The organism is Arthrobacter sp. P1_B11, assembly GCF_056406715.1.
In genome coordinates, this window is sequence record NZ_JBFTZQ010000001.1 from 145752 (window position 1) to 172743 (window position 26992).

General features: G+C 65.9%; 18 protein-coding genes. 12 read left to right on the forward strand and 6 right to left on the reverse strand.

The window, feature by feature from the left end:
• The 4 genes from AC1D14_RS00695 to hemL are packed head-to-tail and all read left to right on the forward strand — an operon-like array spanning position 1 to position 4412.
• Positions 1–993, forward strand: coding sequence for a uroporphyrinogen-III synthase (locus tag AC1D14_RS00695; RefSeq protein WP_230119089.1), 993 nt, complete (start codon positions 1–3; stop codon positions 991–993).
• 10 nt (positions 994–1003) lie between these two features.
• On the forward strand, positions 1004–1987 hold the full coding sequence (gene hemB / locus AC1D14_RS00700) for a porphobilinogen synthase (protein ID WP_230119090.1): 984 nt from the start codon (positions 1004–1006) through the stop codon (positions 1985–1987).
• Positions 1984–3075, forward strand: coding sequence for an LLM class flavin-dependent oxidoreductase (locus AC1D14_RS00705; protein ID WP_230119091.1), 1092 nt, complete (start codon positions 1984–1986; stop codon positions 3073–3075). Before hemB ends, AC1D14_RS00705 begins: the two co-directional genes overlap by 4 nt.
• Before the next feature lie 5 nt (positions 3076–3080).
• Entirely contained in the window at positions 3081–4412 is a 1332-nt protein-coding gene (gene hemL, locus AC1D14_RS00710; RefSeq protein WP_230119092.1) for a glutamate-1-semialdehyde 2,1-aminomutase, read from the forward strand.
• Positions 4413–4544: 132 nt separating this feature from the next.
• Here hemL and AC1D14_RS00715 read toward each other — a convergent pair whose 3' ends face one another.
• From AC1D14_RS00715 to AC1D14_RS00730, 4 genes are all read right to left on the reverse strand, one after another.
• Entirely contained in the window at positions 4545–5282 is a 738-nt protein-coding gene (locus AC1D14_RS00715) for an amino acid ABC transporter ATP-binding protein (RefSeq protein WP_230119093.1), read from the reverse strand.
• Entirely contained in the window at positions 5279–6040 is a 762-nt protein-coding gene (locus AC1D14_RS00720) for an amino acid ABC transporter permease (RefSeq protein ID WP_230119094.1), read from the reverse strand. The genes AC1D14_RS00715 and AC1D14_RS00720 overlap by 4 nt, the downstream gene beginning before the upstream one ends.
• Positions 6041–6043: 3 nt before the next feature.
• Positions 6044–6979 carry an ABC transporter substrate-binding protein gene (locus AC1D14_RS00725; RefSeq protein WP_230119095.1) on the reverse strand — a complete coding sequence of 312 codons (936 nt, stop codon included), beginning with the start codon at positions 6977–6979 and terminating at the stop codon, positions 6044–6046.
• Between the two features lie 296 nt (positions 6980–7275).
• Entirely contained in the window at positions 7276–7986 is a 711-nt protein-coding gene (locus AC1D14_RS00730) for a 3'-5' exonuclease (RefSeq protein ID WP_230119096.1), read from the reverse strand.
• Positions 7987–8117: 131 nt separating this feature from the next.
• Here AC1D14_RS00730 and AC1D14_RS00735 point away from each other — a divergent pair, with 131 nt between their 5' ends.
• Genes AC1D14_RS00735 through AC1D14_RS00745 form a run of 3 tightly spaced genes read left to right on the forward strand, consistent with a single transcriptional unit; the run spans position 8118 to position 15396 of the window.
• Positions 8118–8534 (forward strand): MGMT family protein, encoded by a 417-nt coding sequence (locus tag AC1D14_RS00735; protein ID WP_230119097.1) that lies wholly within the window; start codon positions 8118–8120, stop codon positions 8532–8534.
• A complete protein-coding gene (locus tag AC1D14_RS00740) occupies positions 8531–11899 on the forward strand; it encodes an ATP-dependent helicase (RefSeq protein WP_476967925.1) in 3369 nt (1122 codons plus the stop codon). The genes AC1D14_RS00735 and AC1D14_RS00740 overlap by 4 nt, the downstream gene beginning before the upstream one ends.
• Positions 11896–15396: an ATP-dependent helicase gene (locus AC1D14_RS00745; protein WP_230119098.1), complete on the forward strand. Its 3501-nt coding sequence runs from the start codon at positions 11896–11898 to the stop codon at positions 15394–15396. The genes AC1D14_RS00740 and AC1D14_RS00745 overlap by 4 nt, the downstream gene beginning before the upstream one ends.
• 43 nt (positions 15397–15439) lie before the next feature.
• On the opposite strand, the gene AC1D14_RS00750 is transcribed toward AC1D14_RS00745, so the two are convergent.
• Positions 15440–16771 (reverse strand): macrolide 2'-phosphotransferase, encoded by a 1332-nt coding sequence (locus AC1D14_RS00750; RefSeq protein WP_476874587.1) that lies wholly within the window; start codon positions 16769–16771, stop codon positions 15440–15442.
• A gap of 152 nt (positions 16772–16923) precedes the next feature.
• Here AC1D14_RS00750 and nudC point away from each other — a divergent pair, with 152 nt between their 5' ends.
• From nudC to AC1D14_RS00765, 3 genes are all read left to right on the forward strand, one after another.
• The gene (nudC, locus tag AC1D14_RS00755) at positions 16924–17976 is read left to right on the forward strand and encodes an NAD(+) diphosphatase (protein WP_230119100.1); all 1053 of its coding nucleotides are present in this window, start codon (positions 16924–16926) and stop codon (positions 17974–17976) included.
• Between the two features lie 98 nt (positions 17977–18074).
• A complete protein-coding gene (locus AC1D14_RS00760; RefSeq protein WP_476874588.1) occupies positions 18075–20207 on the forward strand; it encodes an ATP-dependent DNA helicase UvrD2 in 2133 nt (710 codons plus the stop codon).
• Entirely contained in the window at positions 20207–20821 is a 615-nt protein-coding gene (locus tag AC1D14_RS00765; RefSeq protein WP_230119102.1) for a M48 metallopeptidase family protein, read from the forward strand. The genes AC1D14_RS00760 and AC1D14_RS00765 overlap by 1 nt, the downstream gene beginning before the upstream one ends.
• Before the next feature lie 12 nt (positions 20822–20833).
• Here AC1D14_RS00765 and AC1D14_RS00770 read toward each other — a convergent pair whose 3' ends face one another.
• Positions 20834–22306, reverse strand: coding sequence for a zinc-dependent metalloprotease (locus AC1D14_RS00770; RefSeq protein WP_230119103.1), 1473 nt, complete (start codon positions 22304–22306; stop codon positions 20834–20836).
• A gap of 221 nt (positions 22307–22527) precedes the next feature.
• Between AC1D14_RS00770 and AC1D14_RS00775 the strand changes: the two genes are divergently transcribed.
• Both AC1D14_RS00775 and AC1D14_RS00780 read left to right on the forward strand, forming a co-directional pair.
• Entirely contained in the window at positions 22528–23676 is a 1149-nt protein-coding gene (locus tag AC1D14_RS00775) for a YlbL family protein (RefSeq protein WP_230119104.1), read from the forward strand.
• Positions 23677–23857: 181 nt separating this feature from the next.
• Entirely contained in the window at positions 23858–26845 is a 2988-nt protein-coding gene (locus AC1D14_RS00780) for a UPF0182 family membrane protein (RefSeq protein WP_476874591.1), read from the forward strand.
• The last annotated feature ends 147 nt before the right edge of the window (positions 26846–26992 follow it).

Below are 26992 nucleotides of genomic sequence, written 5' to 3' on the forward strand. Positions count from 1 at the left end.
ATGGAACGAAGCGGCGAAGGTCCGGCGATCGGCTCTGCCCGGAACCAGGACGCGCAGCGCCCCGAAGAAGAGTTTCCTGAAACGCGAGAGTTCTCTGAAACGCGGCGCCCGCTGGCGGGCGACGGCGTACTGATCACCCGGAGCTCGGAACGCGCCGGCGCCCTTGCAGCACAGCTTCGGCTGGCCGGTGCAGAGCCGCTGCTGTTGCCGCTGACGGACTTCGAACGCGCTGCGGACCAGGCGGCCCTGGACGATGCCTTCGATGGCCTGGGCGCAGGCGACTTTGACTGGCTCGTGGTCAGCAGCGCCACCAGCGTCCTGGCGCTGGAGCACAAGGCGGCCGAAAGAAACGTGGCCTTGCGTCGGTGGATACCGTCGGGAACGCGGGTGGCCGCGGTGGGACCGTCCAGCCGAAGCGCACTGGAGGCCGCCGGGATCGCCGTGCACTTCGTCCCCCAACACGAACAGTCCGCGGCTGGTCTTGCCGGGGAATGGCCCGGGGGGCCGGCCAGGGTGCTGCTGCCGCAGGCCGATATCGCAGCTCCCACGCTTGCCCGCGGACTCAAGGCACAAGGCGCGGATGTGCGGACGGTGGTGGCCTACCACACGGTGGACTACCCGGCGGGGCCGGGCCGCCGCCTTGCCGCGGACCGAACGTCGGCCGGCGGCGGTGCGGACTCCGACGGCGGCTCATTCCTGGTGACTCCGGCGGAAGCAAAAGCCCGCATGGCCGACGGCGGGATTGCCGCCGTCGTCGCGGCTTCGCCGAGTGCCGCCCGCCGCATCCACGCGGCGCTTTCACCCTTGGGAGCCTGCCGCTTCGTTGCCATCGGGAAGACAACCGCGGCGGAAGCTGAGGCCCTGGGCCTGACCGTTGCTGCCACGGCAGGCGAGTCCACCCCTGAAGGGCTTGTGACGGCGGTCATCCGGGCCCTCCATCCCGAAGCCGGCACGACCCCAGACATCCATTCGTCAGCAGCAGGCTCCCAGTGAAGGACAGGACATGAGTTTTCCGAACCACCGCCCCCGGCGGCTCCGCACCACTCCCGCGATGCGCAGGCTCACTGCCGAGAACAGGCTTGCCCCCGCAGAGCTGATCCTCCCCGCGTTCATCCGCGAGGGCCTCGCCGAACCCCGTCCGATCGCGTCCATGCCGGGCGTGGTTCAGCACACCACCGAAACCCTTAGGCGTGCCGCCGCAGAGGCCGTGGAGCTGGGCGTGGGCGGAATCATGCTGTTCGGCATTCCGGAGGTTCGCGACGCCGAAGGAACCGCATCGCTGGATCCGGACGGTGTCCTGAACAAGGCCATCCGCGATGTGCGGGCCGAGGTGGGCGACGACCTGGTGATCATGAGCGACGTCTGCCTGGACGAATTTACCGACCACGGCCACTGCGGCGTCCTGGACAGCGACGGCTACGTGGACAACGACGCCACGCTGGAGATCTACGCCAAGATGGCCGTGGCCCAGGCCGACGCCGGCGCCCACGTGCTGGGCCCCTCCGGAATGATGGACGGCCAGATCGGCGTCATCCGCCAGGCCCTTGAGGACGCCGGACACGTCAACACCGCCGTTGTGGCCTACGCCGCCAAATACGCCTCCGCCTTTTACGGCCCGTTCCGGGAGGCCGTCGATTCGCAGCTGAAGGGCGACCGCCGGACCTACCAGATGGACGCCGCCAACCGGCGCGAGGCCATCCAGGAAGTGGAACTGGACCTCGCTGAGGGGGCCGACATGGTGATGGTCAAGCCCGCCATGAGCTACCTCGACATCCTGAGGGACGTCGCGGAAATGAGCCCCGTGCCGGTTGCTGCGTACCAGATCTCGGGGGAGTACGCCATGATCGAGGCGGCAGCGGCGAACGGCTGGATCGACCGGCGGGCCGCCATCACGGAGTCCGTCCTGGGCATCCGGCGCGCCGGCGCCAACATGGTCCTGACCTACTGGGCGAGCGAGCTGGCTGGCTGGCTGAAGGAATCCAGATGAGCGAAACTCCGGTGAGTTCGCCCGCTCCGGCCGGCCCCACTGAACCGGTCGGGCCAACCCGGATCCTCCTAGGGCTCAACACCTTCGGTGATGCAGGGACCGGGCCGGACGGAAGCCCGGTGCCGCATGCCCAGGTCCTGCGGCAACTGCTGGAACAGGCGGAGCTGGCAGACGCCGTCGGACTTCACGCCTTTGGCGTGGGGGAGCACCACCGCAAAGACTTTGCAGTATCCGCCCCGGAGGTCTTCCTCGCCGCAGCGGCCGCACGGACCCAACAGATCCGGCTCGGTTCGGCTGTCACCGTGCTCAGCTCCGACGATCCCATCCGGGTTTTCCAGCGGTTCTCCACCGTTGACGCGCTTTCCAACGGACGGGCGGAAGTGATGCTGGGACGGGGCTCGTTCATCGAATCCTTCCCGCTCTTCGGGCTCGACCTCGCGGACTACGAGGTCCTCTTCGAGGAAAAACTCGAGCTGTTCCACAAAGTCCGCGCGCAGAACCCCGTCCACTGGGAAGGGCGCACCCGGCCGGCCCTGAGCGGGCTGAGCGTATATCCGCATCTGGAGCACCACCTCCTGCCTGCCTGGATCGGGGTGGGCGGCACCCCCGAATCCGTGCTCCGCTGCGCCGAATACGGATACCCCATCATTTTCGCGATCATCGGCGGCGAGCCGCGCTCCTTTGCGCCGCTGGCCAATCTTTACCGGGAGGCCATGGCCAAGTACGGCCATCCCCTGCAGCAGGTTGCCACGCATTCGCCCGGGCACGTTGCGCCCACAGACGGGGAAGCGCGGGAGGAGTTTTTCCCGCACTGGCTCGAACTTCGGAACCGGATCGGCTCGGAGCGTGGCTGGGGCCCCGGCAGCCGCGCCGAGTTCGACGCGATGTGCACACCCGAGGGCGCCCTCTACGTTGGCTCGCCCGAGACCGTGGCACAAAAGATCGTCCGGCTCAAGCACAACCTTGGGGCGGACCGCTTCGATCTCAAATACAGCAGCGGATCGCTGCCTCATGCCGCCATGATGCGCTCCATCGAGCTGCTCGGAACGGTTGTGGCACCCCGCGTCAACGAACTCCTGAAAGAATAGGACGCATGACTTCCAGCATGCCTCGCAACGAGGAACTCTTCGACCGCGCCCGCCAGCTGATGCCGGGCGGAGTCAATTCCCCGGTCCGGGCCTTCGGCTCCGTGGGCGGCACTCCGCGGTTCATGGTCTCGGCCAAGGGTCCGTACCTGACGGACGCCGACGGCAACGAATACGTTGACCTGGTCTGCTCCTGGGGTCCGGCACTGCTGGGCCACGCCCACCCGGCCGTCCTCGAAGCGGTCCACGCAGCCGTGGACCGCGGGCTGTCCTTTGGCGCGTCCACCCCGGACGAGGCCAACCTGGCGGCGATCGTCAAGGAACGCGTTTCCGCCGTGGAGCGGCTCCGCATGGTGTCCACCGGCACGGAGGCCACCATGACCGCCGTCCGGCTTGCCCGGGGTTTCACCGGCCGAAACCTCGTGATCAAGTTCGCCGGCTGCTACCACGGCCACCTCGACGGCCTGCTGGCCTCGGCCGGTTCGGGCGTTGCCACCCTGGCCCTTCCCGGGTCGGCAGGGGTCACCGCAGCCACGGCTGCCGAAACCCTGGTGCTCCCGTACAACGACCTCGGAGCGGTCGAGGCCGCGTTCGCCGAGCACGGCCCCAACATCGCCGCCGTCATCACCGAAGCCGCGCCCGCCAACATGGGAGTCGTCACCCCCGGTGACGGCTTCAATGCGGGGCTGTCGCGCATCACGGCCGCCCACGGCGCTCTGCTGATCGTCGATGAGGTCCTCACCGGGTTCCGCACGGGCTACTCCGGCTACTGGGGCCTGACCGGCGGGGCCGCAGAGTCCACCGAAAAGTGGACCCCGGACCTGCTGACCTTCGGAAAGGTGATCGGCGGCGGCATGCCGACGGCGGCACTCGGCGGACGCGCCGACGTCATGGACTACCTCGCCCCGCTCGGCCCGGTCTACCAGGCCGGCACACTGTCCGGCAATCCGGTGGCCATGGCCGCCGGCGTTGCCACCCTCACGCACGCCACCCGTGAGGTCTACTCGTTCATCGACGCCCGCTCGCTGGAGCTCTCCTCGGCCCTCTCATCCGCCTTGGACGCGGCCGGCGTGGACCACTCCATCCAGCGCGCTGGGAACCTGTTCTCGGTGGCGTTCGGCACCTCGCAGCACGGCGTCCACAACTACAGCGACGCCCAGAAGCAGGATGTGTTCCGCTACGCGCCCTTCTTCCACTCCATGCTGGACTCGGGCGTGTACCTCCCGCCATCGGTATTTGAGGCCTGGTTCCTCTCGGCAGCGCACGACGACGCCGCCATGAACCGAATTTTCGAAGCCCTGCCTGCCGCCGCGAAGGCGGCCGCCGCCGCCAAGGCCTGACCCGCCGTCGTCCTCCCGGGCGCGGGTTATCACCGCCCGTGCCGGAAACGGAAAATCCCCGGTCCGAGGACCGGGGATTTTCTGCATCCTTGCCCTCCGGGCATGAACGGTAATGCGACCTTGGCTACGACCTTAGAGAACGTCGGACAGGAAGCCCTGCAGCCGCTCGGTGCGGGGACCGGTGAAGATCTGTTCCGGCGGGCCGGATTCCACCACAACGCCGCCGTCCATGAAGGTGACGGTGTCCGAGACGTTCCGCGAGAAGCCCATTTCGTGGGTCACCACCACCATGGTCATCCCGCCCTTGGCCAGATCGGCCATCAGGGCCAGGACGCCCTTGACGAGCTCGGGGTCCAGGGCCGACGTCGCTTCATCGAAGAACATCACCTCCGGCTTCATGGCCAGCGCGCGTGCGATCGCCACGCGCTGCTGCTGGCCTCCCGAGAGGTTGGCCGGTCGCGAGTCCGCTTTGTGCTTGAGCCCCACGAGGTCCAGCTGTTCCAGGGCCTCGGCGCGCGCCTGGTCCTTGGGCAGCTTCCGCAGCTTTCGCAGCGCGAGAGCCACGTTCTCCACGACGGTCTTGTGCGGAAAGAGGTTGAACTGCTGGAAGACCATGCCGATGCGCTGGCGGAGCTCGTCCGGGTTGTCTTTCAGCACGGAGCGCCCGTCCAGCAGGATGTCACCCTGGTCCGGTTCGATCAGCCGGTTCATGACCCGCAAAAGGGTGGACTTTCCGGAACCGGACGGGCCGATGACCGACGCAGTCGTTCCAGTTTCCACGTGCAGGTCGATGCCCCGAAGCACATGGTTGCTGCCGAAGGAGAGGTGCAGGTTCTTGCCAGTCAGTGAACCGGACGCGAATTCGCTCATGGCTGCGCTCCCTTCCCAATCAGTGCTGCGGCGTCGTCCGGCTGTTTCTTTTCCGGCCGTCCGGTGCGCAGACGGTTGTCGATGTAGTTGACCAGGTGCGTCAGCGGGATGGTCAACAGGAGGTAAAGCAACGCCGCGGCTACCAGCGGGGACAGGTTCCCAGAGTTTGCCGTGGCGTCGTTGCCGATGCGGAAGATTTCCCGCTGCGACGCAAGCAGGCCCAGGAAGTAAATCAGGGACGAGTCCTTGATCAGCGCGATGAACTGGTTGACCAGCGCCGGCAGGACGCGGCGGATGCCCTGCGGCACCACCACGAGCCGCATGGACGATCCGTAGCTGAACCCCAGTGCCCGGGACGCCTCCAGCTGGCCTTTCTCCACGCTCTGGATTCCGGACCGGAAGATCTCCCCGATGTACGCCGCTGCCATCAGGGACAGAGCCATGATGCCCAGCGGGTAGGGATTGCTGCTGCCGGTGATGTCTTTCACCACCGGGCCGAGCCCGATACTGATGATCAGGATGGTGACGACAGCAGGCAGGCCCCGGAAAATGTCCGTGTAAACCCGTGAAATCCAGCGCAGCACGGCATTGCGGGCGATGGCCATAATGGCCAGGAGCATGCCGAGAACGCAGCCGATGATGCCGGACAAAACGGCCAGGATCAGCGTGTTGGGAAGGCCAACCGTCAACAGGGAGGGGATGACCTGGGCCATCGCCTCCCAGTTGAAAAAGGTGTCAAGAAACTGGGCGAAATCCATAGGCTAGGAGGCCGGGAGTGCGGAAGCCTTGCTGCCCGGCTTCCAGTTCTTGGGGGTTTCACGGTCCGGGTACCACTGCTTGGCCAGCTTGGACCAGGTACCATCGGCGACCACGGCGTCGAGGGCCGAGTTGAGCGCGTCGGTCAGCGCCTGGTTCTTGCTGTTCACCGCGTAGGCCGTGAAGTTCTGGGTGTTGATGGTCTTCTCGACGATGGCGGTGCCGTCGCCGCTCTTGACCTGGCCGTCAGCCTGCTGGGAAGGGGCTACCCAAGCATCCACCTGGCCGTTCTTCACGTTGGCGTAGGCGGTGTTGTAATCGGGGAAACGGACCGGCTCGATCTTGAGCGTGTTGGTGACGTAATCGTCCTGCACGGTGCCCTGGACGACGGCGACGCGCTGGTCGCTGCTGACGTCCTTGAAGCCCTTGATCTTGGAGTCGGTCTTGGCAACGACTGCCATGTAGCCGAAGTCGTAGCCGTTGGTGAACCCAACGGATTCGCGGCGCTTGTCCGTGGTGGAGATCGAGGAGGATCCGACGTCGAACTTCTTGTTCTGAACCTGGGCCAGCAGGGCGGAGAAATCGGTGGCCGCGAACTCCACCTTCAGTCCGAGCTTGGCGGCCATCGCCTTGAGCAGTTCGTTGTCGAATCCGGTGAAGTTGCCGGACTTGTCGATGAAGATGTTCGGCGGGGCATCCGAAAGCGTGCCGACGCTGAGTGTTCCTTCGCTGAGAAGGCCGAGCTTGGACTTGTCGATCTTGTCCAAGGCGGTGACGTCCTTGGTGGTGTACTTGTCCAGCGAGGTCTGATCGCTGCCTGCAAGGGCATCGGTCGGCGACCCGCTGGGCGCAGCGGCGCCGCCGCCGCATGCGGCCAGGGAGACGGCCACGGCAATTGCCACGGGAACGCTGGTCAGCCACTTCATAGCTTTGATTTTCATCAAGCAATCACTTTCATAGAGATTTCACGAGGATTTGGGGGCGGTCCAGTCGCGCAGTCAGCGCGAAGACGACTGCCATAGCAGAGCCGGACCGCAAAACTTAATCATCTCACCACCCGCTGAATAGGGGCTGAGCCGAATTAATCGCGAGGAAATATCTCTATTGCTGAATCTAATTCAGATGCGCGGTGCGGCGTAAGTGCTTCCTTTGCAAATGAAGCCCGTTTGCGGAATCTGGACCAGTTCCTTTTGTGTCGGTGGCGGCATTCCTCTGCGTGTGAGTTGCGTCGCAGACCTCAGAAGTCGCCCCGGCTGGCGTCTTCAGGGGGCAGGACAGGCCAGTCTCCCTCGATCACCGCGGCCGGCTTGGTCTTGCGGAGATATTGCTGGAAATCCGCCGCCTGGCTGACGGCCCAATCCATCTGGAGCTGGTGCAACTGGCTGGCGGGCAGCTTCAGCTTGGGGAACTTGCCGGCCATCGCATCCAGCATGCGGAGAGTCGCCAAGGCATCCGCGGCAGAGGTATGGGCGTTTTCGAGGTCCACGCCGTACTCGTCGCACAGTGCCGTCAGCGTCCTCTTGCCTTTGCGGTAACGGTCCACCTGCTTATTCATGATGTACGGGTCGAGGACCGGAAACCTGCTTAGCTGCGGGACGCCGTACCGGGCCGATTCGGCGGCAAGGACCGTGAAGTCGTAGCTGGCGTTGAAAGCGATCACCGGCACTCCGGCGTCGAAGAGCTCCTGAAGTACCGCTGCGAGTTCCCGGGTGACTTCCGCTGCTGGCCGGCCATTGCTGCGTGCGTGCTCGGTGGTGATCCCGTGGATGTCACTCGCTTCCGTGGGAATCTCGACGCCGGGGTCCGCCAGCCACTCATGTTCCTGGATCACGCCTCCGGAGGCGTCCACCACGGTCACGGAGGCCGTCACGATTCGTGCGGCGCGGGAATTACGGCCGGTGGTTTCGAGGTCGAAGGCGGCCCGGGGGAGGGTGTTCCAAGTGCTCATGGCTACACGCTACCGGCTGGCACTGACAGTTTCGGACCGTGTCGCGGGCTCCGCCGGAACTGGCGTCGGGCTGCTGCGCGGGTCACTTGCGGGGTTCGGCCGGGAGGCAGAGCGGCCGATAGTCTGAAGCCATGCGGACGGAGTATGTGGAGGCGGTGCTGGCGGTCGTCGGGCTCATCCCCGCCGGCTCGGCCGTTGCCTACGGGGACGTTGCTGAATTGCTCGGATCCGGCGGCCCGCGCCAGATCGGCGCTGTCATGAGCCACCATGGAAACGCCGTGCCATGGTGGCGGGTCCTCAAGGCCAGCGGGCAGGCGCCGGAGGGCCTCGAGTCCCAAGCCCTCCAGTTCTATCTCCGCGAGGGAACCCCGTTGCGCGGCGACTTCCTCCGGTTCGCAAGGACAGGGGACGGCCGCTGGCGCGTGGACCTGGCTACGGCACGGTGGGCGCCTTCGGATTCAGAGTTCGACGCCCTGGACGTGATCGCCGAGGGCCTGGAGGCGTCGCTGCATAAATTGTCAGTCGCGGATGATGGAATGTCTGAGTGACCGTAACCATCCAGCAAACCGCACCCTTCCCCGAGCCGGGGGCGCGTTGGGAAACCCCCGCGACCGCCCCGCAGCTGGCCGGGACCGGTCTCCGGCTCCTGCCGCCGCGCCAGATCCACAGTGCCGTTCCGGTCCTATCCGAGGACCAGCTGGCCGCGGTCGAGGTGGCGCCAGGCTCCGGTCCCGTGCTGGTCCCTGGCGGGCCCGGCACGGGAAAATCGACCGTTCTCATAGAAGCGGCGGTCCGCAGGGTAGAGATGAACGGAACGGATCCGGAGCGGGTGCTAATTCTGGCGCCTGGCAGGCTGGCCGCGGACACCCTGCGTGACCGCTTCACGGCTCGGCTGAACCGCAGCCTAAGTACCACTCCCGCCCGAACCTGGGCGTCCTATGCATTCGATCTCATCAGGCGCGCCAAGGCGGAAGGTATCCTGCCGTTGCCCCGTGCCCCGCGGCTGCTGTCCGGTCCGGAACAGGACCTGATCATCAAGGAACTGCTGGAAGGCCACGCCCTGCCCGGCCTGGGACTGCCGTGGCCCGCCGATCTTGATGCTGCGCTGCCCACCAGAGGCTTCCGGCAGGAAGTGCGGCAGCTCTTCGACCGGATCATTGAATCCGGGCGAACCCCCGAGGACCTTGAGAATCTGGGGCGCGAGTGCGGCCGGCCGGACTGGATCGCGGCCGCTGCACTGTACGCCGAATACCGGGATGTCCTGGACCTCCGCATGCCCGAGGCTTTTGACCCTGCCGGGATCATCACGGCGGCCCGGCAGCTGTTCCAGGATTGTCCCGATTTTCTGGCCGCGGAGCGGGAACGCCTCCAGCTGATCCTTGTTGACGATGTTCAGGAAGCCAACCCGGCGGTCTTTGAGCTGTTGGCAGATATTGCCAGCGGCAAGGACGTCTACGTCACGTCCTCCCCGGACACCGTTGTCCAGGGGTTCAGGGGGGCGCGGCCTGACCTTGTTGCGGAGCTTCCGCGCCTCCTGGCAGGCGCTGACGAAGGGAGGCAGGCATTGGAGAAGCCGCTCCGCCACGCGCACCGGCACAAGCCCGCCGTGGCGAGGGCGTGGCTGGGCGTCGCGGACCGGATCTCCCTTCGGGCAGGTGGGCAGCTCGCCCGGCGCCTTGATGAACTCGACGGCGACAGCGGCACCGGTGTGGAGGCGGCCGCCCGGGACGGCGAGGATTTCGATGGAACGGTGGAGGCACATCTGCTGCCGTCGGCGGTCCATGAGCTGCGGTACGTGGCGCAAAGGATCCTTGAAGCCCAGATAAACGACGGCCGCGACTTGGCGGAGATGGCCGTGATTGTCCGCAACGGCGGCCAGCTCAGTCAGCTCCAGCGCTATCTGTCCGGTCAGGGCATTCCCGTACGGATTCCCGTGGCGGAGTCCGCCGTCCGCGACGAAGTCGCTGTGCGTCCGTTGCTTGACGCTTATGCCGTGGCCCTTGATTCTGACCTCCTGACTCCGGAGTCCGCCGTGTCGCTGCTGACCTCACGAATCGGGGGCGCAACGTCGCTTGAGCTGCGCAGGCTCCGCCAGTCCTTGCGCCGGGAGGAAATCCTGGGCGGCGGCGGACGCTCCAGCGACTCGCTGCTCGTTGAGGCCCTAGGGGAGCCCGGGGCGCTCGCGTCACTGGGGATCGAGGGGCGGTCAGCACGTCGCGTCGCGAAGATGATCCAGGCGGGCCGGAGGGCCGCTGCCGAAGCCGGGGCGAACGCCGAGACTGTTCTGTGGGCGCTGTGGAACTCCACTGGTCTTGCGGCAGCCTGGACGGCAGCGGCTCTGTCCGGCGGACTCGTCGGGGCGCGGGCTGACCGTGACTTGGACGCGATGATGGCGCTGTTCCACACCGCCGAACGCTATGTCGATCAGATGCCGGGTTCGGGCCCGGAGCAGTTCCTTGAGTACCTGCTCAACCAGGAATTGCCCATGGACACGCTGGCGGCGCGGGCGCAGGTTGACGACGCCGTGGAGCTGATGACCCCTGCCAGCGCTGCAGGACGGGAGTGGCCACTGGTCATCGTGGCAGGACTTCAGGAAGGCGTGTGGCCGAACACCCGGCTCCGCGGCGAACTGCTGGGCAGCACGCTGTTCGCCGACGCCGTGGAACACGGCGTGGAACACGCGCTCCAGCTCGGCCCGCTGAGCCGGCTCCGGGAGATCCGGTACGACGAACTCCGCAGTTTCTCGACGGCGGTATCGCGGGCCAGGGAAGTACTGATCTGTACCGCCGTGGCGTCGGAAGATGAACAGCCCTCCTCATTTCTGGATTACGTCGCTCCGCTGCGCCCCGGCCAGGACTCGAGGGGGTTCACTCCTGTGGAACGGCCTTTGACGCTCCGTGCCCTTGTGGCCGAATTGCGCCAGTACGCACAGCTCGACGGCAGGTTCGCTGCCGAATCTGAGGAAGCAGTCCGTGTCCTGGGCCGCCTCGCGACCGCGGATCCTCCCGTTCCCGGGGCACACCCCGACACCTGGTGGGGGCTGGCGCCCCTGACATCCGACGATCGTATTGTGCCGCCCGGGGGCACGGTGTACGTTTCGCCCTCAAAGGTTGAGACTGTTCAGAAATCGCCGCTGGACTGGTTTATCCAGGCGGCGGGCGGAGAGGCTGCCACCGATTTCGCCCGGAGCCTGGGCACCTTGGTGCATTCGATCGCCCAGGATCTTCCTGAGGGCTCCGGCTCCGAATATCTCGCAGAGCTCGTCCGGCGCTGGCCCGCCCTGGGGATGAAAGACAACTGGGAAGGGCGGCTGGACTTTCAGCGGGCGGAATCCATGGTGCGGAAACTTGCGCAGTACATCCTGGTGATGCGCAGCGAAGGCAGACAGCTCGTCGGCGTGGAGCAGGACTTCGAGGTGCAGCTGAGCCAGGCCGGAGCCGAACCCCAGACAGATGCCGGCGCCGACCGGACTGCCCGTTCCGCCGTCCTGCGCGGCCAGGTGGATCGGCTGGAAATCGACTGCCATGGCCGGCTCGTGATCGTTGACCTCAAGACGGGCAAAAGGCAGCCCGGCAAAGCCGAGCTCGGCCGGCATCCCCAGCTTGGCGCCTATCAGGCGGCGGTGCTGGCGGGGGGATTCGAGGGCCCAGGCATTACCGCCGATGCCCAGCCGGGCGGTGCCGTACTCGCCCAGCTGGGCACCACGTCCAAGAGTCCCGGTGTCCAGCACCAGGATCCGCTGGATCCGCAGGACAACTGGGCACTGGACATGGTGAAGGGCGCTGCCGAGGTCATGTCCGGCCGTGAATTCGAAGCCAGACACGATCCTTCCAAGGGCAGCTTTGGCGGTCATGGCTGTCGGCTTCCGGAAGTCTGTCCGCTGTGCGCACGGGGAAAGCAGGTCACAGAATGAGTCACACCGCAGACCTCCCCGCAGCCATGTTCAGCCCCGAAGAACTGTCCGCCCTGCTGGGGGAGAAGAACCTGCCCACAGCAGAACAATCGGCCATTATCTCGTCGCCGCTGACCCCCAGACTGGTCATTGCCGGTGCCGGCTCCGGAAAGACCGCCACCATGGCTGACCGAGTCGTCTGGCTGGTCGCCAATGGCTGGGTCAAACCAGAAGAAGTCCTCGGCGTCACGTTCACCAGGAAAGCGGCCGGTGAACTGGCAAGCCGTATCCGGGCAAAGCTTGGCGCCCTGCATCGGATCGCGGCAGCGGATGCCGGGCACACGCTGTTCCCTGCCGGGCTCCTGAGCGCCGATGCCCTGGAGCCCAAGGTGTCCACCTATCACTCGTTCGCCAGCGGCATCGTCTCGGACTACGGCCTCCGTCTCGGCATCGAGCGCGATGTCGTGCTGCTGGGCGGGGCCCAGGCCTGGCAGTTGGCAAGCGAGGTCGTCGAGACGTTCGACGGCGAATACTCCCATTTCCGAGTGGCCAAGTCCACGCTGGTCCAGGCCGTAATCCAGCTCGCCGGCGAGTGTGCAGAGCACCTCCGTGATCCGGGCGAGGTTCAGGCCTGGCTCATGGAGCGGCTCGCCGCGTTCGAGGGCCTTCCCTACGTGGCAGAGGCGAAGAAGAACCCGAGCCAGGCGGCCCTCGATCTCGGCGCGATGCTGCGGACAAGGGCCAGTGTGGCCGATCTTGTAGGTCGCTACTCCGAGGCCAAAAGAGCACGCGGCGCCTTGGATTTCGGCGATCTCGTTGCTTTGGCGGCGAGGGTGTCCCGGGAGATCCCCCTCGCGGCCGATATGGAACGCCAGCGATACAAAGTGGTGCTGTTGGACGAATTCCAAGACACTTCGCACGCGCAATTGGTCCTCTTTTCCAGGCTGTTCGGAGACGGGCACGCCGTCACCGCCGTGGGAGACCCCAACCAGTCCATCTACGGCTTCCGCGGCGCTTCAGCGGGTCAGCTGTTCCACTTCGTCAGCGAGTTCCCCGTCAAAGTGGCTGAGGAGTCAGGCTCGCCCCGGTTTAGCCCAGCCCCAACCTCCTACCTGACCACCGCGTGGCGGAACGGCCGGAACATTCTCGAGGCGGCCAACGTCATCTCCGCGCCATTGAGCGCTGCAGCAGCGGCGGCGGGACCTGCGGGTCAGCGGAAGTCGGCGGCCGCTGTTGAAGTGCCGCCGCTGCAGCCCAGCCCGGTGGCGGTCAAGGGCCGTGTAGTCATGGGACGGTTTGCCACGGATGAAGAGGAGGCGGCGGCGATTGCCCGGGACCTCCTGAAGTTTCGGGTGACCGATTTCGAGGATCAGTCCGCTGGCGCACCAGTTCCGCCCGCTATGGCAGTGCTGTGCCGCCGGCGTGCCCAAATGGAGTGCATCAGGCGGGAACTCGAAGCCAACGGTATCCCGTATGAAATCGTGGGACTCGGCGGACTGCTGGACACTCCGGAGATCGTGGACCTCGTCTCCACGCTCCGTGTCCTTGCTGATCCTGGCCGGTCGGATTCCCTGATGCGGCTGCTGGCCGGCGCGCGATGGCGAATCGGTCCTGCGGACCTTATGGCGTTCCGTGACTGGTCGTCCTTCCTCGCGCGTCGGCGCGGGCAGAGTGCGGCCGATGCTGCCATTGCCGAGGAGGGCCCCTCCGGCGATGTTGTCGTCGAGGGGGACCTCACAGACGCCGCCAGCCTGGTGGAAGCCTTGGACTGGCTGCCCAAGGAGGGTTGGACTTCGGCGCAGGGGCGAACGCTGACGGTGCCGGCACTGGACCGTCTGCACAGGCTGGCCACGGAGCTGCGGCAGCTGCGCGGACTCATAGGGGACGACCTCACGACCCTCCTGGGCGAGGTGGAACGGGCCATGCTGCTGGATATTGAGGTCGCAGCCCGGCCCGGGTTCAGCATCCATCAGGCCCGGAGGAACCTGGACGCCTTTCAGGACGCGGCGGCGGGTTTTCTTCAGACGTCGCAACGTGTGGATGTCCTCGCCTTCCTCTCCTGGCTTGAAGCCGCGGCGGTTGAGGAGGGCGGCCTTGATGTGCCGCCGTCCGACGTTAACCATGAAGCGGTCCAGCTCTTGACGGTGCACGCTTCAAAGGGACTCGAATGGGATGTGGTCTTTGTCCCGGGGCTGAACTCCGGGGCGTTCCCGAGCAGCCGCGATTCACGGTGGAGCAGCGGCTCGGCGGCACTTCCCTGGCCCCTCCGCGGCGACCGGGCAGACCTGCCCCAGTGGGATCTGGACCAGCCTGACCAGAAAGGATGGCTGGACGCCGAGAAGGACTTCAAGGCTGCCGTCCAAACACACGGGGAAGCAGAAGAACGGCGGCTCGCTTACGTTGCGTATACGCGGGCCAAGCACGTGCTGTGGGTTTCCAGCGCCGCCTGGGTCGGTGCCCGGGCGGGAATGGCTGAGATGTCACCATTCCTCGCGGAGCTGGCGCCGCTGGCCGGAGTCGGCGGGAAATCCGGCTCCGTTCCGGCAGGAGTCTCGGCGGGCGAAGTCCACCCTGATTCGGTGGACGAGGAATCCCTGCCAGACAAAAGTCCCCTCACCCAGGACCTTGAGGTGGCCGTATGGCCGTACGACCCCCTGGAGGGGCCTGTCGATCCGCGCACCGGGAGGCGGCTCCGGCTTGTCCCGGGAAGGCGGGCGGCAATGGACCACGCCGCTGAACGGCTGCTACAGGAAATAGCCGCCACCCGTCTCAGAACACTGCAAGGCGCGGAGCCCGAATTGGAGCCGCCGCGCGGGCACGTGTCCGCGCTCCGGCCTCAAGCTGCGAACTGGTCCAGGGAAGCTTCCCGGCTCCTTGAGCGCCGGTCCCGCCGGGCGCGCAGCCGCGACGTCCACCTGCCCGGACACATTTCCGCTTCCACCCTCGTTGACCTGGAGGAAGACGCCGGAGCGGTGCTGCAACGGCTCCGGAGACCCATCCCCCGGGAACCCGGGATGTCCGCCCGGAAGGGCACGGCATTTCATGCTTGGGTGGAAGAATACTTCGGAACGGCCGGCATGCTGGACATCGATGAAGCCCCCGGATCCGATAACCACATTGACGAGGCCTATGGCCTGGAGGACATGGTGGCTACGTTCAGGGAATCCGAATGGGCGCACCGCTCGCCCGCCCACGTCGAGGTGCCGGTCGAAACCCGGGTGGGCGACGTTGTGGTCCGCGGCCGGATCGATGCCGTGTTCCGGGACGCCGACGGCGGCTGGGACCTCGTTGACTGGAAGACCGGACGCCGCCCGTCAGCGGGGCAGCTGAAGACGAAGAGCGTCCAGCTCGCGGTCTATCGGCTGGCCTGGGCAAGACTGAAGGGCGTCCCAGTCGACGAGGTGCGGGCTGCCTTCTATTACGTGGCGGACAACCAGGTTGTGCGCCCCCATGACCTCGCCTCTGCCGGTGAGCTCGAGTCAATTGTCACAGCGGCCCTGGCGGTTCCAGAGCCCTAGGCAGCTGAGGGATCCCGGAAGCCGGCCGCGCTGGGCTGCTTGCTCAGGGGGCCTTGGCCTCGACGATGGTGAGGGCCGTAGTGGACGTGTCATCAGCGGTGAGTGGTGGCCGTGGCCCCGACGGGCCGTCCTGAGTGTCTGCGCTGTCCTGGTCGCCCAGCCCGTCCTGCGGGACTGGGCTGGGCCGGGTGTCCGGGGCGTCCGTGCTCGCGGGGCCGTCCTCAGCAGGGATAGGCGTGACATGCACGGCATCAGCAGGGATAGGCGTGACATGCACGGCGGGCATCTGCTCGGAGACGTCGGTGGCCGCCGGCGCCGGAATCAGTTCAGGCGAAACCGGTCCTGGCCCCGCCGCATGGTTCGGCGGGCCCGCTGTCGGCCCGTCTGAGTCCGCCGGTGAAGTTGCCGGCGCGGGCGGTGTTGCCGGCTGCGGCAGGGGCTCCACACTGATGGGCTGCCCGCCGTACTCGGCGATATCGTCGGCCAGAGTGCTGAGCATGCTTTCCGCTTCGGAGATCATCACGGGGTCGTTGGCGGCGATCCCCTTGACGAGATACTGGGCCAGCGCGAATTCCGCGGACAGCGCGGCCCGGCGCAGCAGGTGGTTGTCCGGAGCGTCACGTCGGTGTTCGGAGTAGTGGCGCACCACAGCATCGACAAAATCCTGCTCGTTGGAGGCCACCAGCCATGCCAGGTCGTCTGCAGGATCGCCGATCCGCAGATCGGTCCAGCCGGTGACGGCCGTCACCCTGTCCTCTTCGACCAGCAGATTATCTTCGTGAAGGTCGCCGTGGACCACGCAGGGATTGAAGCGCCAGAGCGAGACGTCCTCCATGGCGTGTTCCCAGCGGCGGAGCAGCAATGGCGGGATCTTGCCCGTGGTGGCCGCCATGTCGAGTTCGTTGAGCCGGCGCTGCCTGAATTCGTTGGGTGTATAGCTGGGCAGATCCGCGTTGTTCACCAAGGCGCGGGGAAGGTCGTGGATGGCGGCCAGAGCCGTGCCGATCTCCTTCGCCAGCCTCCGGGAGCCGGCGGTCAGTTCTTCAACAGTGCGAGTCGAGCCACTTAGGTGGGAATAGACAAAGGTGGTCAGATTCTGCTGCCGGACGGTTCCGGCCACCGTTGGCATAAGGAACGGGAGCTCCGCCCGGATGGCCGGCGCGAAGGCGCGCAGCACCAGGAACTCCGTCTCCAGCCGTGTGCTGGCCTCTGCATGCCGCGGCGATCTGACCCGCCAGCGCTTGCCCTCGGAATCAAGGAGAAGGGCCGAGTCGAAGTCCGCCGGATCGTCCGGGGCGGAACTCACTGCAGTCGGGCTCAGTCCGGGGACTGCAGCGGTTGCCACAGCTGCCAATTCGATCGGTTCTCTTCTCACGCTTCCACGGTAGATTGACTCGCGTCCAAGACAACGATGTGTCGCGGCGAGTCTTGAGATCCAGCCGAAATAACACCGTTGCGCCGCCCGCGGAGAACCGGCGGCAACCCGGTGAAATGTGAATTGTCACCCCGAGTCAGTACGGTGGATACATGAGTCATGCGGAGGCCGCTGCGCCGGTCATTAAGCCGGCGGGCCGAGCGCCCGAAAATCACCTGCCAGCGGGTGAGGTACCGGCAAACCATCTCTTCGATACCGTTCTTCCCGTGCGTCCCGCCTTGGTGAACCGCGGCTCCGCGGAGCGGATGAAACCAAACTTCGTGGACGGACTCCTGGCAGCAGGACGCGCCAGGGCCATGGTCCTCTCCGGCAGGCAGGCCTTGATCCACGGCGATGCCCTGGTCCTGGCAGACGCCGGCCAGCTGCGGGACAGGATCCACAACGCCGAGTCCGGGCCCTCGCTCATTGTCTACCTGGGCGCTGCACTCGGTTCCCCCGGTCTACCGGCTGGGACGGAGATCCTCCTTTTCATCCTGCCCGAGCAGATGGAGCCGGGAGCCGCCGGACTCCCCTCGGATGCCACCTGGGAAGGCTTCCGTGACGTCGCTGCCCGGCTGGACCCCACCCATACGGCCCTATTCGTAGAGGCCAGCGCCATTGCCAACTGGCATGCCTCCCATACCCATTGCCCCCGCTGTGGCACGCCGACAACAGTGGAGACCGGCGGCTGGGTACGGCGATGCCCGGCTGACAACTCCGAACACTATCCCCGTACTGATCCCGCCATCATCGTCACAGTGGTGGGCCCGGACGGCCGCCTGCTCCTGGGCGGCGGCGGCCCCCTTGATGCCAAGAACTACTCCACGCTGGCCGGTTTTGTAGAACCGGGGGAGTCCCTTGAGCAGGCCGTGGACCGCGAAATCCACGAAGAAGTGGGCGTGCGGGTCAAGGCGTGCCAGTATCTGGGTTCGCAGTCCTGGCCCTTCCCCGCCTCCCTGATGCTCGGGTTCACCGCTGCCACGGATGACACCGAGGCAATGCCCGACGGCGTGGAGGTCACCCGGGCGCGCTGGTTCAGCCGGGAGGAACTCCAGGAGGCTGTGCTCAGCGGCGAGATCGTCATCTCCAGCAGATTGTCCATCGCCAGGTCCCTCATTGAACACTGGTATGGCGGCGTTATCCAGGACCGGCCCGCGGACGAATGACGCTGCGGGAACGCGGCAAAGGCATATCGCCTGCCTTTCGCGCCGGCGCATATGACCGGAGCGAGCACACCATCCATCCTTTCGACTGAGCAGCAGAAGTGACTACAGAAATTCCTGACGGCAATGCCTCCCTTGAGGACCGCATCCTTGGCGGCCTCGACGCCGAGCAACGTGAGGTCGCGAGCACCCTCGCCGGGCCGCTGTGCGTCCTCGCAGGAGCGGGCACCGGGAAGACGCGCGCCATCACGCACCGGATTGCGTACGGCGTGCACTCCGGGGTCTACAGTCCGCAGCGGCTGCTGGCCGTGACCTTTACCGCCCGGGCTGCGGCGGAAATGCGCAGCAGGCTGCGCGACCTGGGAGTGGGCAATGTCCAGGCCCGGACCTTCCATGCAGCGGCGCTGCGCCAGCTCCAGTTCTTCTGGCCGCAGGCCGTGGGCGGAACGCTGCCGAACCTGCTTGACCACAAGGCGCAGATGATCGCCGAGGCCGCCCGCCGGCTCCGGCTGAGCACGGACCGCGCCTCCATCCGGGACCTGGCCTCCGAGATCGAGTGGGCGAAGGTCTCCATGCTCACCCCGGCCAACTATCTTGAGAACGCACAGGACCGGGGAAACCCCGGCGGCTTCGACCTCACGGCCGTGGCCCGGGTGTTCCAGTCCTATGAGGACGTCAAAACAGACCGGAACGTGATCGACTTCGAGGACGTCCTGCTGATCACCGTGGGCATCCTGCAGGAGGACCCGAAGGTGGCGGCCACTGTCCGCGAACAGTACCGGCATTTCGTGGTGGACGAGTACCAGGACGTTTCGCCGCTGCAGCAGCGGCTCCTGGAACTGTGGCTGGGTGGCCGCGATGAACTCTGCGTGGTGGGTGATGCGAGCCAGACCATCTACTCCTTCACCGGGGCCTCGCCCAAGCACCTGCTTGGGTTTAAGGCCATGTACCCGAACGCCAACGTGGTGAAGCTGATCCGCGATTACCGTTCCACGCCCCAGGTGGTCAAGCTGGCCAATGACCTGCTTGCCGCAAGACGCAGCGGGGGTCCGGTGGCCGACGCCGCCTGGGCATCGCCGCTGAAGCTGGTCGCCCAGCGCTCCGCAGGCCCGGTGCCGGAGTTCACGGAGTGCTCGGACGATGAAGCCGAGGCCGCCACCGCGGCGCTCAAGATCCGTGGACTGATGGACGCAGGCGTCCCGGCGAGTGAGATCGCGGTCCTGTTCCGCACCAACGGGCAGTCCGAGGCTTACGAACAGGCCCTGGCCTCGGCCGGTATCGGCTATCAGCTGCGCGGCGGTGAGCGTTTCTTCGCGCGCAAGGAAGTCCGTGACGCCATTCTGCAGCTTCGGGCGGCAACTCGCGCGGCGGCGGAGTCGGCTCCGCAGCCGCTCGGGCAGCTGGTCCGGGACATCGTGGCCTCGCTTGGCTACACGGATTCCGCCCCGCACAGCGGTGGCGCGCTGCGCGAACGCTGGGAGTCACTGGCCGCCCTCGTGGCGCTGGCGGATGAGCTGGTGCTGAGCCGCGGGCCGCAGTTTACCCTCTCGGATTTCGTGAACGAGCTGCAGGAACGGTCGCTTGCCCAGCACGCACCCACCGTTCAGGGCGTCACACTGGCTTCGCTGCACGCTGCGAAGGGCCTCGAGTGGGACGCCGTGTTCCTCGTCGGGCTCAGTGAAGGCCTCATGCCCATTTCCTTCGCCGATACACCGGAGGCGGTGGACGAGGAACGCCGGCTGCTGTACGTGGGCATCACGCGTGCGAGGGAGCATCTGGCGCTGTCGTGGTCCACCGCCCGCACGCCCGGAGGCCGGGCCAACCGCAAGCCATCCCGCTTCCTGGACGGACTCCGGCCGGATTCCGTGATGAGCTCCTCCGCACGGGGCAAAGGTCCGGCGCCGCGCCGCAAGGCTGCTGTTCCGGCTTCCTGCCGCGTCTGCGGCAGCATGCTGTCCAGCGGCGCGGAACGGAAGGTGGGCCGCTGCGACCAGTGTCCGCCAAGTTACGAGGAACAGACCTTCAACGCCCTCCGGGAATGGCGGAAGGAAGTTGCCCTGTCCGCGGACGTGCCGGCGTTCGTCGTCTTTACCGACGCGACGCTCACCGCCATCGCTGAGGCGCGGCCTTCGTCCCTTGAGGAGCTGGCGCTCTTGGCCGGAATCGGCCCCTCAAAACTCGAACGGTACGGCGAAGCTGTGTTGGCGGTCCTGGTGGAAAGCAGCGTCCTCTGATGGCGGGGACGCAGCTGACGACGCACGATGGCTCACCCGTCGTCGTGCGCCGATCCGCCCGCCGGCGCCGCACCGTGGCCGCGTTTTGGGAGAACGGTACAGCCGTCGTCGCCATCCCCGCGCATTTCAGCCGGGCACAGGAAGCCGAGTGGGTCCGGCGGATGCTGGACAAGCTGAAAGTCCAGGGGGACCGGCAGTCCAAAGGCGGGCGGCGCCCCGCGACCGACTCTGCCCTTGCCAGCCATGCTGCGGAGCTTTCGGCACGCTATCTTGGCGGCAGGGCCGTTCCGACGTCGGTCCGCTGGGTCAGCAACCAGAACTCGCGTTGGGGTTCGGCCACGCCCGCTGACGGGTCCATCCGGCTTTCGGACAAGCTCCGCCCCATGCCGCAGTGGGTGATCGACTACGTGCTGCTCCACGAGCTGGCACACCTGCTGGTTGCAGGGCACAACGCCGCGTTCTGGAAGCTGCTGGAGGCGTACCCCGAAACAGCGCGGGCCAAGGCGTTCCTGGAAGGCGTTTCGTTTGCCACTTCGCGCGGCCTGCCAGCTGACGGGCCTGACCCGCAGGGGCAGGCCGACACGGCGGGGTTCCCCGCCGCCGTCGGCCCTTAGCTGCGGCGTGTCCTAGCCGCGGGTGTCCGTTCCCTCGGAACCGTCGTCCTTCTTGCTGCCATCGTCCTTCTTTGCGGCGTCTTCGGCCGTGCCGCTGTCTCCGGCCGGACCGCCGTCTTCCTCGGTCCCGGCCTCAGGAGTGTCGAAACCGCCGTTCAGGAGTTTCATCAGGGCGTCATCCACTTCGCTGTCGCTGGCTTCGGCCAGCTGGCGGCGTTCACTGAAGCCCTTGGGGTCGTCCAGATCCTCGGCGGTGGGGAGCAAATCGGGATGCTTCCAGATGGCGTCACGGCCCTCGATCCCGCGTTCCTGCTTGAGTGAGGCCCACAGCGTTGCCGCCTCACGGAGACGGCGCGGACGCAACTCGAGACCCACGAGCGAGGCGAAGGCGTGTTCGGCAGGACCGCCCGTTGCGCGCCGACGCCGCACCGTCTCGCGGAGTGCCGCGGCGGACGGGAGGACTTTTTCCGTTGCCGCCGAGGTGAGTTCGTCAACCCAGCCCTCAACGAGCGCCAAGGCGGTTTCCAGTTTCTGCAGTGCCTGCTCCTGCGCGGGCGTCCGCTGTGGCATGAAGACGCCCTGGGACAGGGCCTCCTGGATTCCTTCCGGGTTGCTGGGGTCGAGGTCGCGGGCCAGTTCTTCAATCCGGGAGGTGTCGATGTGGATTCCGCGGGCGTACGCCTCGATGGCGCCCAGCAGGTGCCCCCGCAGCCAGGGGACCTGGACGAACAGCCGTGCGTGGGCGGCTTCGCGGACGGCGAGGAACAGCCGGATGTCGTTTTCCGGCAGGCTGAGCCCCTCGCCGAACTTCGCAACATTGCTCGGGAGAAGTGCCATTTCCAGATCGGCCAGCGGCACGCCGATGTCAGTGGAACTGACCACGTCCGCGGAGAGCGCGCCGATGGCCTGGCCCAGCTGCATGCCGAAAATGGCGCCGCCCATGTTCTGCAGCATGGAGGAGGCGCCGCCCATCATGGACTTCATTTCCTCCGGCATCTGCTCCGTCATGGCGGTGGACAGGGCGTTGGCGATGCTGTTGGCCACTGGTTCGGTAAGACGCTTCCACGTTCCCAGCGTTTCCTCGACCCATTCGGCCCGGGACCACGCCCGGCCGATGAGGCCCGTGGCCGGCAGGTCAGTGACCTGGTCCAGCCACAGCTCAGCCAGCCGCAACGCTTCGTCCACCTCGCGGGACTGTGACGAGGAGACGGACGGATCGGAGCTGCCGGCGGCCACCCGCCGTGCGTTGTCGTGGGCGAGTTTCCAGTTGACCGGGCCCTCTGAGGGCGCGCTCATCATGGCCTGAACCTGCGAAAACATCTGCGCCAGGAGATTGGGGTCATCGGGAAGCCCCGCAGCCTTTGCCAGTTCGGCGGGGTCGATGTCGCCCATGCCCTTGCCGCCCATGAGGTTCTGCAGCATTTCCGCCAGCGGATCCTTAGGATTTTCGTCGCCGTTGGACGGATTGAGTGGGTTGGAGGTCATGATCCCGCCGATCGTCGGTGTGACTATTGATCAACTTCACGCTACCCCTGTGCGAGAGCGGCTGTCTGCCGAAAGGGCGTCCGTTCGCTGTAGGCAAAGAGCTTTCGCCGCGCCCGGACGCGTAGTGTTAGGAGTCGGAATGTTTGCAGGCTGCACCCGGCCGTTCGCTTGGTGCAGCCACAGTGCCGCGTTGGACGACGGCGGTGCGGAGAGGTTCTTCAGTGACGATAACCAAGGGCGATCAGCCCTCAGAGGAGTCCGCTGCTCCCGCTGCCGGTGGCGAACCGGCGGGCGCCCGCGGCTCCCGCCATTCCAGGGCGCGCGATCCCCGGGTGTCCGCCATGATGCTGTCGGGGCTTCTCGCCCTCGGCCTCGGCGTTACGGCCGCCGTCCTGCCGGTCCCGTACGTAGTGGAGTCGCCCGGACCCACGTTTAACACGCTGGGCAAGGACAACGGTAAGCCTGTCATCAGCGTCACCGGGCGGGAGACCTATCCGGCGAAGGGAAACCTCAATCTCACCACCGTCTATGTCGACGGCGGTCCCAACGGGCCGGTCAGTGTTTTTGAGGCGTTCTCTGCGTGGCTCGATGGTTCAAAGGCCGTTTATCCGCAGGAACTGATATTTCCGACGGGCGTGACGAAGGAGCAGTCACAGCAGGAGAGCGCCGTGGCCATGACCACGTCGCAGGAAAACGCGGTGGCTTCGGCACTGAAGGAACTCAACATACCCTTCGGGCAGAAACTTGAGGTCGCCGAGCTTTCAGAGGGTTCCGCCTCCCAGGGAAAACTGAAATCCGGGGATGTCTTTACCTCGATCAACGGCAAACCCATTACATCGCTGGTTGTCGTCCAGGAGGAACTGGCTGCCGGAAAGGGCCGGCCGGCCACTGTCGTCGTGGACCGCTCGGGAAAGCCCGTCTCGGAAACAATAACCCCCACCCGAAGCGATTCCGGCAGGTTCATCCTCGGCGTGCTGCTCAAATACCGCTTCATGTTCCCGTTCGACGTAAAGATTTCACTGGACAAGGTCGGTGGACCAAGCGCCGGCATGATGTTTGCGCTGGGGATCATCGACACCGTGACTCCCGGTGATCTCACGGGCGGGAAACACATTGCCGGCACCGGCACCATCAGCCCGGACGGCGCAGTGGGTCCCATTGGAGGAATCGCTGTCAAGATGCACGGCGCCCGGGCCGACGGCGCCACCATGTTCCTCGCCCCGGCCGCAAACTGCGCCGAGGTCACAGGGCACATTCCGGACGGTCTGCAGGTGGTCAAGGTCGAGAACCTGGACGAGGCGAAGCGGGCGGTGGAGTTGACGGCAAGAGGCGCGGACACATCGGGCCTTCCCACCTGCGCAAACAACTAGACTAAATGGAGGAACTAAGGCCCGGCGCCACTCGTGGCACTAATGACAGCCGTCGCCAGGGTGTGTGGCGGGCCGCGCAAGCTGACACGTGCATGGCGCCCAGCGCGCAGTGCGCGATGCATGTTGTCCCATGAAAACTTCAAATATCATCAGCAACTGACAAAGCTATGAGGTACAGAGTTTGTCCCGTCCTGCCAGCCCCACCCCGCCCGGAAGACTCCAGCCAAGGCGCGGTGCCTTGACGCCGACGCTCATTGTCGTAGCACTGGTTGTCGTCGGATTCATCTTCTTCGCCAATGTCTGGACGGACGTCCTCTGGTACCAGCAGCTGGGGTTCTTTGAAGTGTTCCTGACGGAAAACCTGGCGCGGATCAGCATCTTTGCGGCTGGCTTCGCCATCATGTTCGCCGGCGTGTTCTACGCCATCCGGATCGCCTACCACGCGCGTCCTGTGTACGCCCCCGACTCCGAGATCAGGGACAACCTGAACCGGTACCAGGCCCAGCTCGAACCCGTGCGCCGGGTGGTCATGATCGGCCTTCCGGTGCTGTTCGGGCTCTTCGCCGGCAGCGCGGCCTCCAGCCAATGGCAGAAAGTCCTGCTGTTCTTCAACCAGGAACCGTTCGGCCAGAATGACCCCGAGTTCGGACTCGACATCGGCTTCTACCTCATGACGCTGCCGTTCCTGGGCTTCGTCGTGGGGTTCCTCATCAGTGTGGCCGTCGTTGCCGGCATCGCGGGCATCCTCACGCACTACCTGTACGGCAGCATCCGGATTCTGGAACGCGGTATTTTCACGAGCCGCGCTGCACAGATCCACCTCGCCGTGACGGGCGCCTCATTCCTGATCCTCCTCGGCATCAACTTCTGGCTGGACCGCTTCGCTGCGGTGCAGAACAGCGGCGGCAGGTGGGCCGGTGCGCTGTATACGGACGTCAGTGCCGTCATTCCAACGAAGGCGATCCTGGCCGTTGCCGCGATCCTGGTAGCGATCCTGTACATTGTTGCGGCAGTCATCGGCAAGTGGCGGCTGCCCCTCATCGGCACGGCCATGCTGGTGATCACGTCCATCCTCGCCGGCGGCGTCTACCCCTGGGTCATCCAGCAGTTCCAGGTCCGGCCGTCGGAGCAGACCCTGGAAAAGAAATACATCGAACGCAATATCGGCATGACGCGTGCCGCCTATGGACTCGACCAGGTCAAGGTTGAACGCTACAACGCCACAACAACCACCACCGCAGGAGCGTTGGCGCCGGACGCGCAGACCACTGCTAACATCCGGCTTCTGGACCCGAACCTGATATCCGACGCCTTCTCCCAGCTTGAGCAGTTCCGCCCGTACTACCAGTTCCCCAAAGCGTTGAACGTGGACCGGTACGAGGTCAACGGGAAGATGCAGGACACCGTCATTGCTGTTCGCGAACTCAACCCGGATGGGCTCAGCGCCGATCAGCAGTCCTGGCTGAACAGGCACGTGGTGTACACCCACGGTTACGGCGTGGTTGCCGCGAAAGGCAACAAATTCACGGCTGACGGCAAACCGGAGTTCCTGCAGTCCGGCATCCCCTCGACCGGCGTGCTCGGTACTGACAAGACTTACGAGCCGCGGATCTACTTTGGCGAGGATTCGCCGGAGTATTCAATTGTCGGAGCGCCGCAGGGCGCGGCGCACCGCGAGCAGGACCGTCCTGCCTCCAAGGACGGCGGCGAGACCCAGTACACGTTCACCGGCAGCGGCGGCCCGAACGTCGGCAGCTTCCTCAACCGCGTGCTCTACTCGATCAAGTTCCAGTCCTCAGATCTGCTGCTGTCGGACGGCGTGAACGATGCGTCGCAGATCCTTTACGAACGCAATCCCCGCGAACGGGTACAGAAGGTGGCGCCTTACCTGACCGTGGACGGCAACGCCTATCCCGCCGTCGTTGACGGCCGGGTCAAGTGGATTGTTGACGGCTACACCACCAGCCAGTATTACCCGTACTCGCAGCAGGAGCAGCTCTCGGACGCCACCACGGATTCGCAGACGACGACCGGCCGCAACGTGGCTCTGCCCAACAGCTCCGTGAATTACATCCGCAACTCGGTCAAGGCCACCGTGGATGCGTATGACGGTTCGGTCACCCTGTACGCCTGGGACGACCAGGACCCACTTCTCAAGGCCTGGCAGAAGGTCTTCCCGACGTCCCTTAAGCCCTACTCGGAGATGTCGGCGCAGGTCATGAGCCACGTGCGCTACCCGGAGGACTTGTTCAAGGTCCAGCGGGAGCTGCTGGGGCGCTATCACGTGACGGACCCGGTCAGCTTCTACAAGAACGACGACGCCTGGAGCGTTCCGAACGATCCTACGGTTTCGGATGCGGTCAAGCAGCCGCCGTTCTACATGTCCCTGCAGATGCCCGACCAGAAGAAACCGGCCTTCCAGTTGACGTCGGGCTACATTCCGCAGGTGGTGGACGGGAATGCCCGCAACGTCCTCTACGGCTTCCTCGCCGCGGATTCGGACGCGGGGAACAAGAAGGGTGTCAAGGCTGGTTCCTACGGTGAGCTGAGGCTCCTGCAGGTTCCGCCGGAGGCCCAGGTTCCGGGCCCGGGCCAGGCACAGAACAAGTTCAACTCTGATCCCACGGTGTCGCAGGCACTAAACCTGCTGCGGCAGGGTGCCTCTGACGTGCTGAACGGCAACCTGCTGACGCTGCCTGCGGGCGGCGGCATGCTGTACATCCAGCCCGTGTATCTCAAGTCCACGGGTGAGACTTCCTACCCGACGCTGCAGCGGGTGCTGGTGGCCTTTGGCGACAAGATCGGCTTCGCGCCCACCTTGGATGCCGCCCTGAACCAGTTGTTCGGCGGCAATTCCGGAGCGACGGCCGGAGACAAGGACAACAACGGGCAGACGCCCGCGCCGCCGGGCGGCACCACGCCTCCTCCGGCAGGCGGAACGGATGCCAAGGCTGCACTGAAGGCTGCCCTGGACGAGGCGAACGCAGCCATCAAGGCCGGCCAGGACGCCTTGGCCAAGGGGGACTTCGCAGCCTACGGCGAACAGCAGAAGAAGCTGGCGGCCGCCTTGAAGAAGGCGCTCGACGCCGAGGCGAAGATCGGCGCCACCGGAACGGCCGGCACGCCGACCACCCCCTCGGCCACGCCGACGCCTACGCCGAGCAGCTGACGCACTGACAGTGACAGGGCCGGTCCCGTGCTTCCGCAAGGAGGCCGGGGCCGGCCCTTTTGCTGTGCTGCCACCAATGAGGCCGCGCCGAGACGCAGATCACGTCGCCTCGATTTGGCCTCCCGTTCACCGAACGGTAGAGTTGTT

What these genes read in the sequence shown, in the direction of transcription:
- AC1D14_RS00715 (WP_230119093.1), bottom strand. Translation starts at nt 5,282, where the DNA reads ATGAGCGAATTCGCGTCCGGTTCACTGACTGGCAAGAACCTGCACCTC.
- AC1D14_RS00745 (WP_230119098.1), top strand. Translation starts at nt 11,896, where the DNA reads ATGAGTCACACCGCAGACCTCCCCGCAGCCATGTTCAGCCCCGAAGAA.
- nudC (WP_230119100.1), top strand. Translation starts at nt 16,924, where the DNA reads ATGAGTCATGCGGAGGCCGCTGCGCCGGTCATTAAGCCGGCGGGCCGA.
- AC1D14_RS00770 (WP_230119103.1), bottom strand. Translation starts at nt 22,306, where the DNA reads ATGACCTCCAACCCACTCAATCCGTCCAACGGCGACGAAAATCCTAAG.
- AC1D14_RS00720 (WP_230119094.1), bottom strand. Translation starts at nt 6,040, where the DNA reads ATGGATTTCGCCCAGTTTCTTGACACCTTTTTCAACTGGGAGGCGATG.
- AC1D14_RS00765 (WP_230119102.1), top strand. Translation starts at nt 20,207, where the DNA reads ATGGCGGGGACGCAGCTGACGACGCACGATGGCTCACCCGTCGTCGTG.
- AC1D14_RS00725 (WP_230119095.1), bottom strand. Translation starts at nt 6,979, where the DNA reads ATGAAAATCAAAGCTATGAAGTGGCTGACCAGCGTTCCCGTGGCAATT.
- AC1D14_RS00730 (WP_230119096.1), bottom strand. Translation starts at nt 7,986, where the DNA reads ATGAGCACTTGGAACACCCTCCCCCGGGCCGCCTTCGACCTCGAAACC.
- AC1D14_RS00695 (WP_230119089.1), top strand. Translation starts at nt 1, where the DNA reads ATGGAACGAAGCGGCGAAGGTCCGGCGATCGGCTCTGCCCGGAACCAG.
- AC1D14_RS00705 (WP_230119091.1), top strand. Translation starts at nt 1,984, where the DNA reads ATGAGCGAAACTCCGGTGAGTTCGCCCGCTCCGGCCGGCCCCACTGAA.
- AC1D14_RS00735 (WP_230119097.1), top strand. Translation starts at nt 8,118, where the DNA reads ATGCGGACGGAGTATGTGGAGGCGGTGCTGGCGGTCGTCGGGCTCATC.
- hemL (WP_230119092.1), top strand. Translation starts at nt 3,081, where the DNA reads ATGACTTCCAGCATGCCTCGCAACGAGGAACTCTTCGACCGCGCCCGC.
- hemB (WP_230119090.1), top strand. Translation starts at nt 1,004, where the DNA reads ATGAGTTTTCCGAACCACCGCCCCCGGCGGCTCCGCACCACTCCCGCG.